This is a genomic window from Roseateles sp. PN1 (assembly GCF_038419725.1).
Classification (GTDB): Bacteria; Pseudomonadota; Gammaproteobacteria; order Burkholderiales; family Burkholderiaceae_C; genus Paucibacter_A.
Window position 1 is genome coordinate 35145 of the sequence record NZ_JBCARA010000005.1, and the last position, 15244, is coordinate 50388.

A 15244-nucleotide genomic window follows, 5' to 3' on the forward strand; every position below is an offset into this window, starting at 1 on the left:
GCCCGTCCATCTGGCCAATGGCCGCGGCGCCTGAGGATACGCAGACTGGCCCCCTGTTTCTTGCAACAGGGAGCCTCATCATGCTGTGCCTAAGTGATCAAGCCAACACCCCTATCAATCGCAGCGTTCAAGTCCTGCGCGCCCTGCCCCAGCCCCTGCTGGTGCTGCGGCGTGACCGGCTGCTGCTGTTCTGCAATTTCGCCGCGGAGCGCATTTGCCACGAAGGTCTGGCCGTGCAAAGAGCGCAGCATCTGATGCAGCTCGGGCAGATGGAGGCTGCGGCCATCGAACAGCAATTGCACCAGGCAGCGCGCGGCGCCACGGCGCGTGCTGCCCTGTGGTTCAAGCCTGGGCTGCAAACCGGCTGGCTGCAGGTGGCGCCTCTCAGCAGCGAAATGGCTCGCGCCACCGAATGGCCGACCGAATGCCTGCTGCTCTCGCTGCAAATCGATCAACCCGATCTCTCGCATGGCGCGCGCATCGAGGCCTTGTGCCGCGAATGTCGGCTCAGCAATGCCGAGCGCTATGTGCTGATGCTCTTGGCCGACGGCATGGCGGTGGAAGCGGTGGCCCGTCAACTGGGCGTGCAAGTCAGCACCCTGCGCACCCATGTTCGGCACTTGCTGGACAAGACCCAGGCCAGCTCCTTGATGCAATTGCTGCGCTGGCTGGGCAGCGCCACACCATTGCCCCACTGATGGCCTTGACCGTCTCGCCCTTCAATGGAAACGCGGCCCCATTGGGGCCGCGTTCTTCTGTTCTGGGGTGCTGCTGATTGCTTTGGCTTGTCTTCGCCTCGTGTCGTGCCTTGGTTCAACATCTGAGCCGGCGTGCATGCTTGCTTGCGCGCTTCAGTCCTTGCGTGCCAGCAACTGCAAAGGCTGAATCGTCACAGCCTGGGCTTGACGGTTCGCGCCCTCGCCTGTGCCGCTGCCATCGTCGGGCTTGAATATCACGAGGAAGGCATAACGCTGCTTGCTGGCGGGGCCATTGGCACATTGCAGCGAGCGTACGGCACGGCGCATCGGGGCGCGCAATTCCATCGGGCCGCCCATGGCGCTGACTTGGTCGAGCGCCTGGCCATGCAGGTCAAACTCGACCCGCATTTCGCTGGTTTGCTCGATATAGCGAACGCTGCGGGCGAGGGAGTCTTGCAGTTGCTCACCCATATTGGGGCAGGCACTGCTGACGTCGTAACGCAGCGGTGTATTGCGGGTACTTTCAACTTCAACGGCGGGCAGGCGGTTTTGGGCCAGCGCTGGGGTCAGTGCGGACAGCGCCAGGATCAGTGCGGCGCAGGGCGTGCGCAATACGATTGAGTTCATGATGGGCATCCTTGTCTGAGTCAATGCGGGCCACCGGCTGATGACCCTGTGTTGACACTAGATGCCGCCCTGACGCACCGCAACGGCGGTGCGGCGGGAGCTGCTCAAAACTGTCGATTTCCACCCCACAAGCGTGCACGCTGGACGGCTGCGTGCGCCGCCCGCTTCAGCGGCGCCGCAGCCCGTTCGACAGGCCCCGGTTCAGCGAGGACTCGGGTCCAGAAACTCAGACCACGCCCTGCTTGACCGGCAAGCCATGCGCCATCCAGGCGCCCATGCCGCCGCTCATATTGCGCACATCGGCGCGGCCGTTCTGCAGAAGGAATTGCATGGCCTGCTGGCTGCGGCCACCGGCGGCGCAGGCCATGATCAGTTCGGCGTCTTGCGGCAGCTGCCCCAAGGCTTGGCCGAGTTGGCTCAGGGGCAGGCAGATCACGCGAGGGTGGTCGTAGGCCAGGCGAGCGACTTCATGGCCTTCGCGCACATCGACCAACCAGCATGCGCCGGTCTGCAAAGCCTGCAGGGCATCCACAGGCGTCAGATGAAGAGAGCTGTTTGACATGTCGATCCTCAATTTCTCGGCTGGGTTGATGGGCAAACCTAGCGCCGCAAGGCTTCGCGGCGCTTGATTGGTTAATTGCTTATTTGCATTATTGCGCAAATATTGATGTTGCGCAAATGGCTTGGCGTGGGGCCGGCGCATAGTCACACCATTGCCCCACCCACCAGCAGGAGATTCGCATGAGCAGCAAAAGCTACCAAGACATCACCCGCAGCGTCTCCGCCTCACTGGCCAAGCTGCGCGCCGATATCCCGCAAACCACCCGCGCCTTCTCGGCCCTGGCCCAAGCTGCAACCGCCGAAGGCGCGCTGGACAAGAAGACCAAGGAGTTGATCGCCATGGCCTTGGCCGTGGGCGCGCGTTGCGACGCCTGCGTGGGCTTTCACGCCCAGGCTTTGGTCAAGCTGGGCACCAGCCGTGCCGAGTTGGAGGAAACCTTGGGCATGGCGATCTATATGGGCGGCGGCCCCTCGCTGATGTACGCGGCGGAAGCGCTCTCCGCTTACGAAGAGTTTGGCGGGCAGACCAGCCTGACTGAAGCAGCCAGCGGAGGCTAAGTCTGCCTTCAGCTGCGCCAGCCTGGCAGCCGCCAATTGCGCCAGATCGCCAGGAAGCGTGCCCCGGCCGTGAAGGCAATGCAGGCAAACAGGCTGAGCCAGTCGGGGGCATACAGATGCTCCAGCAACAGGTAAAGCCAGCCGCCCAGAAAACCCAGAATGGCATAGGGCTGGTGATCGCTGAAGGCCTGCGGAATCTCATTGCAGACGATGTCCCGCAGCACGCCGCCGAACACGCCGGTGATCACACCCATCAGCACTGCCACCAGCGGCGGCATGCCCACGGCCTGCGCGGCGTCCACGCCCACGGCCACGAACAGGCCGAGCCCCAGCGCGTCAGGAATCTGGATCAGGCGCCGCGTGGGCTCGAAGTGGCGCGCCCGCATGAACAGCACCGCGCCCACGCTGATGGCAAAGATCAGCCAGACGACGTTGACGCTTTCAACCCAGTAGAACGGCCGCCGGTCCAGCAACAAGTCGCGCAAGGTGCCGCCGCCAAAAGCGGCCAGAAAAGCCACCACGCAAACGCCCACCGGGTCCAGATGTTTGCGCGCGCCGGCCAGCACGCCGGAGGTGGCAAAGGCCAGGGTGGCGGCAAACTCGATGCCATGCCGCAAGAACTGGCCGTAATGGTCAATCACCGCGCTATTCATCATCAAAAACCACCACCTCGCTTGCTAGGGCAGCGGATTGTGCCCTGCTCGGCACCCGGTCGGCCCATCAGGGCCCAAAGTGGCAAAGCCTGGCCCAATTTGGCCGACCGGCTACAGCACGGCCGGCCCGCTCAGGTCTGGGCTCAGATGGGGTCCTGAATGCTGCGCCCCTGCGCCTCACCGCGCTCGTACACCACATTGGCGCGGCCCACCAACAAGGGGTCAAGCTGGCCGACCTTGTCCAGCGTCTTGTTGTTATAGGGCAGTTGATGCAGCACATAGCGCATGGCATTCAGGCGCGCGCGCTTCTTGCAGTCGGACTTGACCACGGTCCAGGGTGCCTCGGCGATGTCGGTGTGGAAGAACATCGCTTCCTTGGCCTTGGTATAGGTTTCCCATTTATCCATCGAGGCCTTGTCAATGGGCGAGAGCTTCCATTGCTTGAGCGGATGGGCCTCGCGTTCCTTGAACCGGCGGCGCTGCTCGGCGCGGCTGACCGAGAACCAGAACTTGATCACATGCATGCCCGAGCGCACCAGATTACGCTCGAACTCGGGCGCTTGGCGCATGAACTCCACATACTCGTCATTGCTGCAAAAGCCCATCACCCGCTCCACGCCGGCGCGGTTGTACCAGCTGCGGTCGAACATGACGATCTCGCCCGAGGTGGGCAGGTGCTGCACATAGCGCTGGAAGTACCACTGGCCGCGTTCCACATCGCTGGGCTTTTCCAGCGCCACCACACGGGCGCCGCGTGGATTCAAATGCTCCATGAAGCGCTTGATGGTGCCGCCCTTGCCCGCCGCGTCGCGACCCTCGAACAAGATCAGCACCTTGGCGCCGGTGGCCTTGACCCAGGCCTGCAGCTTCAACAGCTCAACCTGCAGCCGGTACTTTTCCTTCTCATAGCTGCGCCGCGACATCAGGTTTTTGTAGGGGTAGGCGCCGCTGCGCCATTGCGCCGACAACTCCTCGTCGGGGTTACCGGCAAGACCTGCCCCCGGCTCGGTTGCCAGGCTGCCGTTGAGCTCACTCAGCAAGGCCTGGCGCAAGGCCTCGGCATCATCTTTGGACGCACCGGCCACGACCGCACGCACCGAGCTGGCAAGCGCCTCCGGTCCGCTGCTTTGCATGATGTCCTTCAAGGCCTCCAGCTCACGCGCCTGCGCCTTGGCCACCGACTCCTTCACCACATGGCGCGCGATGCGGGACTGATCCAAGCTGCCGGCCGTGTCGCCGCTGCGGCTGCGTCGGGGCTTGACGGCTGCAGCGACCGGGGCAGCTGCGGCGGCAGCAGCAACTGCAGGACCGGATTTCGCGGCGCCGCGCTTGGCGGCGGGCTTCTTGGCATTGCGGTCGGGGCGTGGGCTGGTGGTGCTCATGATGCGCAAGACTTTCTTGGTTGGCATGGGATTAACAATCTTGTCACATTCTCACCATCTGGCCCGCCACGCCTTGACGAAACTCAAGCCCGCCGCCCTCTGCACCAATTCCACGCCAAGCCATTGCCGATTGGCGTGAAATCTGGTCAGTTTTTAGGACCGAGCCGCCCGCCATGGGCGTGACCGGGGGTCAGGTCTTGCCAAACCCAGGCATCGCTTCGGTGCACGCGCCGCACTGCTTTGCGCCACCACGCCCCTTTGTGCACCAGCCTCGCCGCCACTTCCTCCGAAAAAGACAAAAAAAGGCCCCGGTCTTGTGGACCGAGGCCTGAAATCCACCCAGAGGCGGTGGAGGAGACAACTGAAGATACTTAGCTTTAGCAGCTTCCGTGCCAGCTTTGAATTGGCGCGAGATTTCCCGGCCGAACTAGCGCCGAACTTGCGCTGCCAGGGCGGCGCCGACACCAGCCCGCAGGCGCTGATGCCAGCCACCCGCCAGGCTCGCGCCGGGCTTCAAGCTTTGTGACATCAGCGGCACCGGCCTTTGCACAAACACCTCATCCGAGAAAATCACATCCGGCCGGCCATCGCCATTCACATCGCCCAGCGCCATCACGCCGGTATAGGCGGAGACGCCCTTGAACTTGGCGGGATAGCTGGCCTCGGCCGCTAGATTGCCATCACTGGTTTGCAAGCGGGTCACAAAGCTGCTGGTGAAGACCCCACCCATCAGCACATCGAGGCGGCCGTCGCCGTTGAGGTCGGCCAACAGCAAGGGCGAACTCCCCTCGCCCAGGCGCTGCATTACGCCCAACTGCCCACCACTGCCCTGGGCAAACAAGGCCAGGCCATTGGAGCGGTAGCTCAGCACAAGGTCCGCACGGCCGTCGCCGTTGAGGTCGCCGATGGCCACACTGTTCGCCGTTTCATTCTGGTCGGCCACCATGAGCATGACAGGGGCGCCGAGATGACCGTCCGCACCTTGGTAAAGCAGCGCGGCGCCAGCGTAGCCGCTCAGGCTCTGCGCAGTGACGGCAATATCCGGGCGGCCATCGCCGTTCAAGTCACCAACAGCCAGATCCAAGCCGCCCGCGATAGCGACGGACACCGCCACCGAGTCATTCAACAGCCAGCTACCGGCGTTATTCCGCCATACCTGAACTACCGCGTTGTCCGCGCCAAAAGTGACGATGTCCAGGCGGCCATCGCCGTTCATATCCGCCAGACGCACGACAGCGCCAACGGAAGAGGGGCTGGCCATATTGCGGTCGAATTGCAACTGGCCAACCGAGCTTTGCAGGTAGATATCAAGCCCACAACTGGCCCGGTTCACCAGCAGGTCTTGGCGACCATCGCCATTCAGGTCGCCAGCCACCAGGCCCGTCACGGCACAAGCGCTAGGCGGGCTGAGCGGCACACCTTCTGCCAGGCTGCCATCGGTTTGTTGAAAGAAGAGCTGCACGCCGTAGGACCAGGCGCTAATGAAGCTATTGGTGCTCGATGCCAGGTCCACCCGCCCATCACCATTGAAGTCGCCCGTCACGACATACTGACCCAATCTCACGTCCGGCACGGCGGGCTTCAAAAGCTGCGGCGCGCCAAAACGCCCCGGGTCGGCTGAGAAGCTCAGGCTTTGGTATGCGGCGGCATTGCCCGCCAGATCCCGAACCTTGTCGATGCTGATGGTCACCGTGCTGCCACGTGTCAGCGGCCGGTCCGGCGTGAGCGTGACCTGCGCGCCGCTGACAGCAAACTGGGTCAGCGAAGGCGAGATACCGGCCGCCTGAATGCTGATGCTGCCGGCGTTGACCGAGGCCGGGTCAACAGGCTCGCTGAAGTTCAGGATGATGGCGGCGGCCAGGGGCACATCCACCGCGCCGGCGATTGGGGTGGAGTTCAGCAAAGTCGGCGCGCTGGTGTCGACCACAAAACTCCATTCCTGCGCCGCAGCCAAGCCATTGCCCACCAGGTCTTGCGCCGCCGTGCTCAGCTTGGCGGTGTACTTGCCGCTCAGCCAGGCGCTCTTGGGCACGAACTTGAGGCTGCGCTCGGCCACCGTGGTGGTTCCCGCCACCGGCTGTCCATTGGCATCGAGCACCGTCAAGGCGCCCGCCAGCGTGCTGCTGTCCATGGTTTCGCTGAAGGCAATGTCCAGCGCGGCGCCGGCGCCTAGCGGCAGGACGCTACTCAAGGCTGCAGCTGAGGCGGTGGGCGCCACGCTTTCGCTGCGCACGCTACCCACGCCATAGGCGGTGATCATGCGGGTGCTCTTGCTGCTAGTGCCTTCGCTGCTGGCCGTGGTTTCATTGCGCACCGGGCCAATGCCGGGCGCCAACCAGTCATCGCTGACCGTGGTGACCACGATGGGCCGCTTGAGGCGGCTGGACTGCACCGTCATCACCGCCGTGGTTCGGGTGTGCAGGCAATCAACCAAGCGGCCGGCCGGGGTGTCGATGGATTCCAGCGCCAGCATCACGGTGTCGGCGCGTGCGGCAACCGAGTCGAACACGCCGTCGCCATCAAAATCCAAAACCGCGCCCAGATTCTTGTCCACCACGACATGGCTGTCGCCCAGCCGCAGCGGATAGCGCAGGATCTGCAAGGGCCCGCCGGCCACAGCCAGCGCCTCGGCATTGTTGCCAGGGATTTGGCGCACGCCGCTGCTGTCGGCCAGCAGCAGGGTTTCGCCCTCATCCGGGTCGCTGGACTGCTGCACGACGCCCGTGCCACCGGACACCGCGCGCGTACCGGTCTGCCGCGTTGTGATCAAGGCGCTGCCGTCTGAGTCTTGATAAATCCAGCGGGCGCCCACCGTAGTGGGCATGAAGTTGCGGCTCGACAAGTCGGGGCTGGGCGCAGGCCCGGGCTCAGGCGTACCACCGCCGCTGCCCCCACCACCACTGCCGCCGCAAGCGGCCAGGCCCAGGGCCAAGCCCAGCGCCAGGCTCGACGCCTTCAGACGCAAGAACTGCTTTGATTCAGAGATTCTGTGCATTCCCCACCCTCGATGACTCATCTTTGTTTGCCCAGCTTCTGCATGGACCGGGCGCAGTAGACCGTATACGCCATCCGCCGTATATCCCTCCTTCTGGGGCCGCCCTAGCATGGGCCTGTCTCTCTTGTCTTTTGTTGTTCTCTGTTGTCGTCGTGGCCACAGCGGTGATTTGTAGGTTGAATCACCAAGTCGCCCTCCTCATTGCCTTTCATTCTTGTCAACCGGAGTTCGTCACCATGCAAAGCCGTCGCTTCTTCACCCTCAAAGCCTTGGCCAGCGCCAGCGCGCTGGCCGCCCTGAGCCTGCTGAGCCATGGCGCCCAGGCTGCAGACACCATCAAGGTGGGCGTGCTGCACAGCCTCTCGGGCACCATGGCCATCTCGGAAACCGTGCTCAAGGACACGGTGCTGATGGCCATCGACGAGATCAACGCCAAGGGCGGCGTGCTTGGCAAGAAGCTCGAGCCCGTGGTGGTGGACCCGGCCTCCAACTGGCCGCTGTTCGCCGAAAAGACCAAGCAGCTGCTGACGCAGGACAAGGTCTCCGTCATCTTCGGCTGCTGGACCAGCGTGTCGCGCAAATCCGTTTTGCCGGTAGTGGAGGAGTTGAACGGCCTGCTCTTCTACCCCGTGCAGTACGAAGGCGAAGAACTCAGCAAGAACGTCTTCTACACCGGCGCCGCGCCCAATCAGCAAGCGATTCCCGCGGTGGACTATTTGATGAGCAAGGACGGCGGCGGCGCCAAGCGCTGGGTGCTGCTGGGCACCGACTACGTCTACCCCCGCACCACCAACAAAATCCTGCGCGCCTACCTGAAGACCAAGGGCGTGAAGGACAGCGATATCGACGAGAAGTACACGCCCTTTGGCCACAGCGACTACCAAACCATCGTCGCCGACATCAAGAAGTTCTCGGCTGGTGGCAAGACCGCGGTGGTGTCCACCATCAATGGCGACTCCAACGTGCCCTTCTACAAAGAGCTGGGCAATGCCGGGCTGAAGGCCAAGGATGTGCCGGTGGTGGCCTTCTCGGTGGGTGAAGAAGAATTGCGCGGCGTGGACACCAAACCGCTGGTAGGCCACCTGGCGGCCTGGAACTATTTCATGTCGCTGAAGAACCCCAGCAACACCGCCTTCATCAAGCAGTGGAGCGACTACGCCAAGGCCAAGGGCATTGCCGGCCACAAGGACCGGCCGCTGACCAATGACCCGATGGAAGCCACCTACATCGGCATCCATATGTGGAAGCAAGCGGTCGAGAAGGCCAAGAGCACGGATGTGGACAAGGTCATTGCCGCCATGGCCGGCCAGACCTTCACCGCGCCCTCGGGCATCACCTCCAAGATGGATGAGAAGAACCACCATCTGCACAAGTCGGTGTTCATCGGCGAGATCAAGGCCGACGGCCAGTTCAATGTGGTCTGGAAGACGCCCGCCCCGGTCAAGGCCAAGCCCTGGAGCCCGTACATCGAAGGCAATGACAAAAAGCCCGATGAGCCGGTGAAGAAGTAAGTAAGTGATCAAGCAAGCAGGCAAGCGCACAGGCTTGTTTGCTCGCTTGCTGCCGTGGCTTGACGTTGGCACCGCGAACGCAAGGCCACGGCCCCGGCCTCTGTCCTCCCCTCCTGACAACCTGGCTCCACGCGCCCATGCTCCGACATCTCTGCGCCCTGCTGCTTCTGCTCTTGGCCACCAGCGCCAGCCAAGCCCTCACGCAAAGCGAGGCCCTGGCCCTGGTGCAGGGCGAGCCCGATGAGCGCATCGCCGCGCTGAACCAGACCATCCTGGCGCCCGACGCCGCCAGCATCGCCCTGCTGCAAGCCCTGGCCAATGACAGCGTGCGCCTGGCCGGGGGCCAGGTCTTGCTGGTGCAGGCCGACGGCAGCCGCGCCCGCAACGCCGTCAGCGGGCAAGACCTGACCCTGCCGGCCGACGCCGAAGAGGTGATGCTCAATAACCGCCTGCGCGGCGAGCTGGAAACCGCCTTGGCCGCGCTCAGCCTGTTCGACGCCGACCCCAACGCCCGCTTGGCCGCCGCCCAGGCACTGGGCAAAGCGCCCAGCGAAGCCCGCCTGGCCCTGCTGGACAAGGCCTTGGCCAAAGAAGATGTGCCGGCCATCCAAGCCGCCCTGCAACTGGCCCGCGCCGCCGCCCTGCTGGGCAGCGAGCTGCCGGCCAAACGCATTCAGGCCGCTCACGATTTAGCGCTGGCCAAGACGCCTGCGACCGAGCTGCTGCTCAACGAACGCATCAGCATCGAGACCGACCCCGCCGTCAAACCCGCCCTGGAGGCCGCGCTGCGCAAGGTGCGCGAGGGCCTGGCCTGGGGCGAGCGCCTGGGCCAGCTCTTCACCGGCCTGAGCCTGGGCAGCATCTTGCTGCTGGTGGCCCTGGGCCTGGCGATTTGCTATGGCCTGATGGGCGTGATCAATATGGCCCACGGCGAGCTGATGATGATTGGCGCCTACGCCACCTATCTGGTGCAGCTGGGCTTTCGCCACTACCTGCCGCCAAGCCTTTTTGACTACTACCTGCTGGCCGCCCTGCCCCTGGCCTTTGCGGCCTCTGCGGCGGTGGGCGCCTTGATGGAAGGCCTGGTGCTGCGCTGGCTTTATGGCCGCCCGCTGGAAACGCTGCTGGCCACCTGGGGCATCAGCCTGGTCTTGATGCAAACCGTGCGCTCGCTGTTTGGTGCGCAGAACGTTGGCGTTGAGAACCCGGCCTGGATGAGTGGCGGCCTGCAGCTACTGCCCAATCTGAGCCTGCCCTGGAACCGCTTATTCATCATCCTCTTTGCCGGCCTGGTGCTGCTGGGCGTGAGCCTGCTGATCCAGCGCACCCGCTTAGGCCTATTCGTGCGCGGCGTGACGCAGAACCGCCGCATGGCCGCCTGCACCGGGGTCAATACCGCGCGAGTGGATCGTTACGCTTTTGCGCTGGGCTCGGGCATCGCCGGGCTGGCCGGCTGCGCGCTCAGCCAGGTCGGTAACGTCGGCCCTGACCTGGGGCAGAGCTATATCGTCGACGCCTTCCTGGTGGTGGTGCTGGGCGGCGTGGGCCAATTGGCCGGCACGGTCTACGCCGCGCTGGGCCTCGGTTTGGTGAACAAATTGCTGGAAGGGCAGATGGGCGCGGTGCTGGCCAAGATTGCGGTGCTGCTCTTCATCATCGTCTTCATCCAAAAGCGCCCGCAAGGCATCTTCGCGATGAAGGGTCGCTCGGCGGAATCATGATCACCATGCCCACAACTACACACTCTCGCTCGCTCCTGAGCTGGCGCGGCTGGGCCACGCTGCTGGCGGCCTTGCTGGCGGTCTGCGTCCTGGCGCCGGCCTTGAACCTGCTGCTGCCCAGCAGCAGCGCCTTCCACCTCAGCGACTACGCCGTGGGCTTGCTCGGCAAGCTGATGTGCTACGCCATCTGCGCCCTGGCGATGGACTTGATCTGGGGCTTTGCCGGCATCTTGTCGCTGGGCCACGGCCTCTTTTTCGCGCTGGGCGGCTATGTGATGGGCATGTATCTGATGCGCCAGATCGGCGCTGACGGGCAGTACCAAAGCGCCCTGCCGGACTTCATGGTGTTTCTGGACTGGAAGACCCTGCCCTGGTTCTGGCGCTTGAGCGATAGCTTCGCCGCCACCCTGGCGCTGATCGTGCTGGTGCCGGGCTGCATCGCCTGGCTGTTCGGCTACTTCGCCTTTCGCTCGCGCATCAAGGGCGTGTACTTTTCCATCATCACGCAGGCGCTGACCTACGCCGCCATGCTGCTGTTCTTCCGCAATGAAACTGGCTTGGGCGGCAATAACGGCTTCACCGATTTCAAGCGCATTCTGGGCTTGCCCATCGCCACCCCGGGCATGCGCATGACGCTATTCGTGCTCAGCGGCCTGGCCTTGCTGGGCTGTTATGTGCTGGCCTTGTGGATCACCCGCAGCAAGTTCGGCCGCGTGCTACAGGCGGTGCGCGATGCCGAATCGCGGCTGATGTTCTGCGGCTATTCGCCCCTGCCCTACAAGCTGGCGATCTGGACCCTGTCGGCGGTGATGTGCGGTGTGGCCGGGGCGCTGTATGTGCCGCAGGTGGGCATCATCAACCCCAGCGAAATGAGTGCAGCCAATTCCATCGAGATTGCGGTGTGGGCCGCAGTCGGCGGGCGCGGCACCTTGCTGGGGCCGATAGCCGGCGCCTTTGCGGTGGGCGGCGCCAAAAGCTGGCTGACCGTCAGCGCGCCGGAGATCTGGCTTTACTTCCTGGGTGCGCTCTTCATCGCCGTGACCCTGTTCCTGCCCGATGGCCTGGCGGGCCTGTTCAACAAGCTGGCAATGCGCAAAGGCAAGGCATGACCCCCGAACTCTTGGAGCAAGGCCAGCAGCGCCTGCAAAAAACCAAGCCCGCCGCCGCCGAGCCAAGCTCCGGCGACCGCAGCGCCGGCTACTCGCGCGTGCATGAGCCGGGCTCGCTGGATCTGGCCCACGGTCGCATCCTCTACTTGGAAGAGGTCTGCGTGTCCTTCGATGGCTTTCGCGCCATCAACAAACTCTCGCTGGACATCGCACCGGGTGAGCTGCGCTGCATCATCGGCCCCAATGGCGCGGGCAAGACCACCATGATGGACATCGTCACCGGCAAGACCCGGCCTGACTCGGGCCAGGTCTTCTTCGGCAGCACCATCGACCTCTTGCGCCACAACGAGGCCGAGATTGCCGCCATGGGCTTGTGCCGCAAGTTTCAAAAGCCCACCGTCTTCGAAGCGCTGAGCGTGTTCGAAAACCTGGAGCTGGCACTCAAAGGCCCGCGCGGTGTAGCCGCCGCGCTGTGGCACCGGCTGAGCGGCCAGCAACGCGACCGCCTGGACGAGTTGTTGACGCTGATTCAGCTCGGGGATGAACGCCACCGCCCCGCCGGCCTCCTGAGCCACGGACAGAAGCAATGGCTGGAGATCGGCATGCTGCTGAGCCAGGACCCCAAGCTCTTGCTGCTGGACGAACCCGTGGCCGGCATGACCGACCAGGAAACCGAACGCACGGCTGAGCTCTTCCTCACCCTCAAGGGCCAACACACCCTGATCGTGGTGGAACACGATATGAGCTTTGTGGGCCGCATCGCCGAGAAGGTGAGCGTGCTGTGCGAGGGCAGCGTGCTGGCCGAAGGCACGCTGGCGCAGGTGCAGGCGGACGAGCGGGTGATCGAGGTCTATCTGGGGCGCTAGGCCAGGAAAAGGGCAGCCCGGTAAGCCGGCCAAAACCGGATCGAAGACAGATCGAAGACAGCTCGCTATGGGAGAAAACAACAATGCTTGAAGCCAAAAATATTCAACAGTTTTACAGCGGCTCCCACATCTTGCGCGATGTGTCGGTCAGCGCCCAGGCCGGCCGGGTCACCGTCTTGCTGGGTCGCAACGGCGTGGGCAAGACCACCTTGCTGAAGTCCTTGATGGGGCTGGTGCCGATCAAAAGCGGCGAGATCCGCTTCGACGGCCAGACCATCACCCGCGCCACCCCTTTCACCCGCGCCAGCATGGGCATCGGCTATGTGCCGCAGGGCCGCGAAATCTTCGGCCGCCTGACGGTGGAAGAAAACCTTTTGATGGGCCTGGCGCCCAAGCCCGCCAGCACGCCCATTCCGCCGGCCTTGTTCGAGCTATTCCCGGTCCTGAAGCAGATGCTGCAGCGGCGCGGCGGCGACTTGTCGGGCGGCCAGCAGCAGCAACTGGCCATTGCGCGCGCGCTGGCGGCCGGGCCGAAACTGCTGATCCTGGATGAACCCACCGAGGGCATACAGCCCAGCATCATCAAAGACATCGGCCGGGTGATTCGCCAACTGGCCGACGAGGGCCTGAACGGCCAGCGCATGGCCGTGCTGCTGTGCGAGCAGTATTACGACTTCGCCGAGGACTTGGCCGACGACTTTCTGGTGCTGGAGCGCGGCGCGGTGATTGCCCAAGGCCAGGGCGCAGACATGGGGCCGCGAGGCATTCGGCAGCTGGTGTCGATCTGAACGGCGCGCTGGCAGGCGGGCGGGCCGATCTGCGGCGGCCATCTGCCACCAACTGTGACCCATGGCAGCGGCAGGCTTGTGGACTTTAAGCCAACACTCTTCCCCCTAAGCTGCGGGGGGGCCCACGTTTGAATCCTTGACGCTGCTGGCAGCGCCCCTCAGAGTCGGCCCTCCTCCCTCCGGGGTAGACGCGCGCTTTGCGCGTTCGCCCGTCATGAAGTGCTCTCTGAGAAACTTAGTCAATGAAATTAGTTATCGCTACTGTATTTGCTGCCAGCAGCTTGCTGGCCACGGCCGCTTCGGCCGCCGCCTCGCCCATCGCCCTGACTTGGGAAGACGGCGTCGGCGTGGCATCGTTCATCGGCAACAGCACCGGCCAGAATGTGTTCAGCCTCGACCTGTCCGCTTTGGGCAATGTCAACGATCTGTACATCAATGTGTACTCGAGCTTCGCCAAGAAGACGGGCTTCGACATCAGCAGCGTCACCCTGGGTGATCAAGTCTTCACCCCCTTGCGCAATGACGACGGCAGCAAGCGCCCCTCCGGCTTCGACAACTTCGAGTTCAGCGCCCTGAATGTGAAGCCCGGCCAGTACACACTGACCATTTTCGGCACCAGCTTGGGTGGCTCCTTCGGCGGCAATATCAATGTCTCCGGCTCGCCGCTGACCGGCCCGGCCATCCCCGCCATCCCCGAGCCAAGCACTTACGCCCTGCTGCTGGCAGGCATCGGTGCCGTGGCCCTGGTGGCACGCCGCCGCAAGTCGGACTTCTAAGTCCGACTCGCCTCGCTAAACCAAGCCCTCACGGGTTTGGTCAAAAGGCGAAAACAAAAGCCCGCGCAGGCCTTGCCCAGCACGGGCTTTTTTACGTCCAGTGGTTCAAGGACAGAGCAGCTTCACATCGCCCATAGCCGTGGCGGCGCCGCGCTCAGGCCCCACAACTCTTGCCGCCACGCGGCCCAGCATTGGCGCAGCAAGAGCAGGCTGGGTTCGGTCACGGCGCTGAGCGTGCGCAAGACCAGCACTTGCGGGTGCGCCGCCGTCACGCCGCTGCGCTCGCGCAGCTCGGGCGGCTGGGCCTCGATCAATGCGCGCACGGCGTCCAGCGCACGCTGCTGGCGTTCTTTGGCGATGGCTTCGCCGGCGGCAAACACCAGCGTGGCCAGGCAGCGCTGGCCGGCCAGGCCCAGGGGGCTGTTCATCAACAACTCATCGTCGGCGCGGATCAGGCCGCGCTCCAACCACACGCCTTCCACTTCCAGATGTTGGGCGAACTCGCCATGGCCGAAGGGCGCGCCGGCTGCGGGCAGGCCCAGGGCGGTGATGTCCCAAGTCAGCAGTTCGGCACCGGGCGCCAGGCTAAAGCGCGCTTCGTTCAGGGCCGCGCAGCCGGGGTAGGCAATCGCCTCCAGCGGCAGCCACTCCAGTCGGGCGCCGGGCGCCAGGCTGGCCTTCACCTGCTGGGTCGCTCGGGCGCCGGCCTCGCTGCGGTAAAAGCGCGTGGCGCCGGGCGTGGTGACCAGGCCATGCGCCCCCTCGCCCACCGTCATCTGCACGCTCAAGGTGTCGCCACCCACCAAGCCGCCAGGCGGATGGACCAGCACGTTGTGGCAGATCGCATCACCCTCGGGGTAGAGGGTCTGCAGGATGCGCAAGGGCCCGTCGTGGCGGTAGCGGGCCACGCTACGACCTTGCGCCAGGCTCAGGTCCAGGCTCAATTCAGCGCGCCAACTCATGGCAGAGCCAGCACTGGGTCGAAAGTGAAGCGTTGCG

The 15244-nt window shown here is 64.2% G+C and carries 14 protein-coding genes; 8 read left to right on the forward strand and 6 right to left on the reverse strand.

Annotated features, from left to right (window positions below):
- Positions 1-80: 80 nt before the first annotated feature.
- The gene (locus AABB87_RS09430) at positions 81-698 is read left to right on the forward strand and encodes a helix-turn-helix transcriptional regulator (RefSeq protein WP_341970995.1); all 618 of its coding nucleotides are present in this window, start codon (positions 81-83) and stop codon (positions 696-698) included.
- A gap of 153 nt (positions 699-851) precedes the next feature.
- On the opposite strand, the gene AABB87_RS09435 is transcribed toward AABB87_RS09430, so the two are convergent.
- Complete coding sequence (locus AABB87_RS09435; RefSeq protein ID WP_341970996.1) at positions 852-1325, reverse strand: hypothetical protein; 474 nt, start codon at positions 1323-1325, stop codon at positions 852-854.
- 226 nt (positions 1326-1551) lie between these two features.
- Positions 1552-1887, reverse strand: a complete 336-nt coding sequence (locus tag AABB87_RS09440) for a rhodanese-like domain-containing protein (RefSeq protein WP_341970997.1) — start codon at positions 1885-1887, stop codon at positions 1552-1554.
- A gap of 179 nt (positions 1888-2066) precedes the next feature.
- On the opposite strand from AABB87_RS09440, the gene AABB87_RS09445 reads away from it, so the two are divergent.
- The gene (locus AABB87_RS09445) at positions 2067-2444 is read left to right on the forward strand and encodes a carboxymuconolactone decarboxylase family protein (protein WP_341970998.1); all 378 of its coding nucleotides are present in this window, start codon (positions 2067-2069) and stop codon (positions 2442-2444) included.
- Between the two features lie 8 nt (positions 2445-2452).
- On the opposite strand, the gene AABB87_RS09450 is transcribed toward AABB87_RS09445, so the two are convergent.
- The 3 genes from AABB87_RS09450 to AABB87_RS09460 all read right to left on the reverse strand — a co-directional run bounded on the left by AABB87_RS09450 (position 2453) and on the right by AABB87_RS09460 (position 7474).
- Positions 2453-3097 carry a trimeric intracellular cation channel family protein gene (locus tag AABB87_RS09450; RefSeq protein WP_341971265.1) on the reverse strand — a complete coding sequence of 215 codons (645 nt, stop codon included), beginning with the start codon at positions 3095-3097 and terminating at the stop codon, positions 2453-2455.
- A 143-nt stretch (positions 3098-3240) separates the two neighbouring features.
- A complete protein-coding gene (gene ppk2, locus AABB87_RS09455) occupies positions 3241-4506 on the reverse strand; it encodes a polyphosphate kinase 2 (protein WP_341970999.1) in 1266 nt (421 codons plus the stop codon).
- A gap of 400 nt (positions 4507-4906) precedes the next feature.
- Positions 4907-7474 (reverse strand): FG-GAP-like repeat-containing protein, encoded by a 2568-nt coding sequence (locus AABB87_RS09460; RefSeq protein ID WP_341971000.1) that lies wholly within the window; start codon positions 7472-7474, stop codon positions 4907-4909.
- Positions 7475-7710: 236 nt separating this feature from the next.
- On the opposite strand from AABB87_RS09460, the gene urtA reads away from it, so the two are divergent.
- The 6 genes from urtA to AABB87_RS09490 all read left to right on the forward strand — a co-directional run bounded on the left by urtA (position 7711) and on the right by AABB87_RS09490 (position 14245).
- The gene (gene urtA, locus AABB87_RS09465) at positions 7711-8985 is read left to right on the forward strand and encodes an urea ABC transporter substrate-binding protein (RefSeq protein WP_058721677.1); all 1275 of its coding nucleotides are present in this window, start codon (positions 7711-7713) and stop codon (positions 8983-8985) included.
- A gap of 137 nt (positions 8986-9122) precedes the next feature.
- Complete coding sequence (gene urtB / locus AABB87_RS09470) at positions 9123-10706, forward strand: urea ABC transporter permease subunit UrtB (RefSeq protein ID WP_341971001.1); 1584 nt, start codon at positions 9123-9125, stop codon at positions 10704-10706.
- On the forward strand, positions 10703-11815 hold the full coding sequence (urtC, locus tag AABB87_RS09475) for an urea ABC transporter permease subunit UrtC (RefSeq protein WP_341971002.1): 1113 nt from the start codon (positions 10703-10705) through the stop codon (positions 11813-11815). Before urtB ends, urtC begins: the two co-directional genes overlap by 4 nt.
- Positions 11812-12681, forward strand: coding sequence for an urea ABC transporter ATP-binding protein UrtD (gene urtD / locus AABB87_RS09480; RefSeq protein WP_341971003.1), 870 nt, complete (start codon positions 11812-11814; stop codon positions 12679-12681). Before urtC ends, urtD begins: the two co-directional genes overlap by 4 nt.
- An 83-nt stretch (positions 12682-12764) precedes the next feature.
- Positions 12765-13469, forward strand: a complete 705-nt coding sequence (urtE, locus tag AABB87_RS09485) for an urea ABC transporter ATP-binding subunit UrtE (protein WP_058721673.1) — start codon at positions 12765-12767, stop codon at positions 13467-13469.
- A 242-nt stretch (positions 13470-13711) separates the two neighbouring features.
- Positions 13712-14245, forward strand: a complete 534-nt coding sequence (locus AABB87_RS09490; RefSeq protein WP_341971004.1) for an FxDxF family PEP-CTERM protein — start codon at positions 13712-13714, stop codon at positions 14243-14245.
- Positions 14246-14367: 122 nt separating this feature from the next.
- Here the strand turns inward: AABB87_RS09490 and AABB87_RS09495 are convergent, their stop codons facing one another.
- Entirely contained in the window at positions 14368-15207 is an 840-nt protein-coding gene (locus AABB87_RS09495) for an urease accessory protein UreD (protein WP_341971005.1), read from the reverse strand.
- Positions 15208-15244: the final 37 nt, after the last annotated feature.

Coding starts and splice junctions, on each gene's coding strand:
- AABB87_RS09430 (WP_341970995.1), top strand. CDS start 81: ATGCTGTGCCTAAGTGATCAAGCCAACACCCCTATCAATCGCAGCGTT.
- AABB87_RS09435 (WP_341970996.1), bottom strand. CDS start 1,325: ATGAACTCAATCGTATTGCGCACGCCCTGCGCCGCACTGATCCTGGCG.
- AABB87_RS09440 (WP_341970997.1), bottom strand. CDS start 1,887: ATGTCAAACAGCTCTCTTCATCTGACGCCTGTGGATGCCCTGCAGGCT.
- AABB87_RS09445 (WP_341970998.1), top strand. CDS start 2,067: ATGAGCAGCAAAAGCTACCAAGACATCACCCGCAGCGTCTCCGCCTCA.
- AABB87_RS09450 (WP_341971265.1), bottom strand. CDS start 3,097: ATGAATAGCGCGGTGATTGACCATTACGGCCAGTTCTTGCGGCATGGC.
- ppk2 (WP_341970999.1), bottom strand. CDS start 4,506: ATGCCAACCAAGAAAGTCTTGCGCATCATGAGCACCACCAGCCCACGC.
- AABB87_RS09460 (WP_341971000.1), bottom strand. CDS start 7,474: ATGCACAGAATCTCTGAATCAAAGCAGTTCTTGCGTCTGAAGGCGTCG.
- urtA (WP_058721677.1), top strand. CDS start 7,711: ATGCAAAGCCGTCGCTTCTTCACCCTCAAAGCCTTGGCCAGCGCCAGC.
- urtB (WP_341971001.1), top strand. CDS start 9,123: ATGCTCCGACATCTCTGCGCCCTGCTGCTTCTGCTCTTGGCCACCAGC.
- urtC (WP_341971002.1), top strand. CDS start 10,703: ATGATCACCATGCCCACAACTACACACTCTCGCTCGCTCCTGAGCTGG.
- urtD (WP_341971003.1), top strand. CDS start 11,812: ATGACCCCCGAACTCTTGGAGCAAGGCCAGCAGCGCCTGCAAAAAACC.
- urtE (WP_058721673.1), top strand. CDS start 12,765: ATGCTTGAAGCCAAAAATATTCAACAGTTTTACAGCGGCTCCCACATC.
- AABB87_RS09490 (WP_341971004.1), top strand. CDS start 13,712: ATGAAATTAGTTATCGCTACTGTATTTGCTGCCAGCAGCTTGCTGGCC.
- AABB87_RS09495 (WP_341971005.1), bottom strand. CDS start 15,207: ATGAGTTGGCGCGCTGAATTGAGCCTGGACCTGAGCCTGGCGCAAGGT.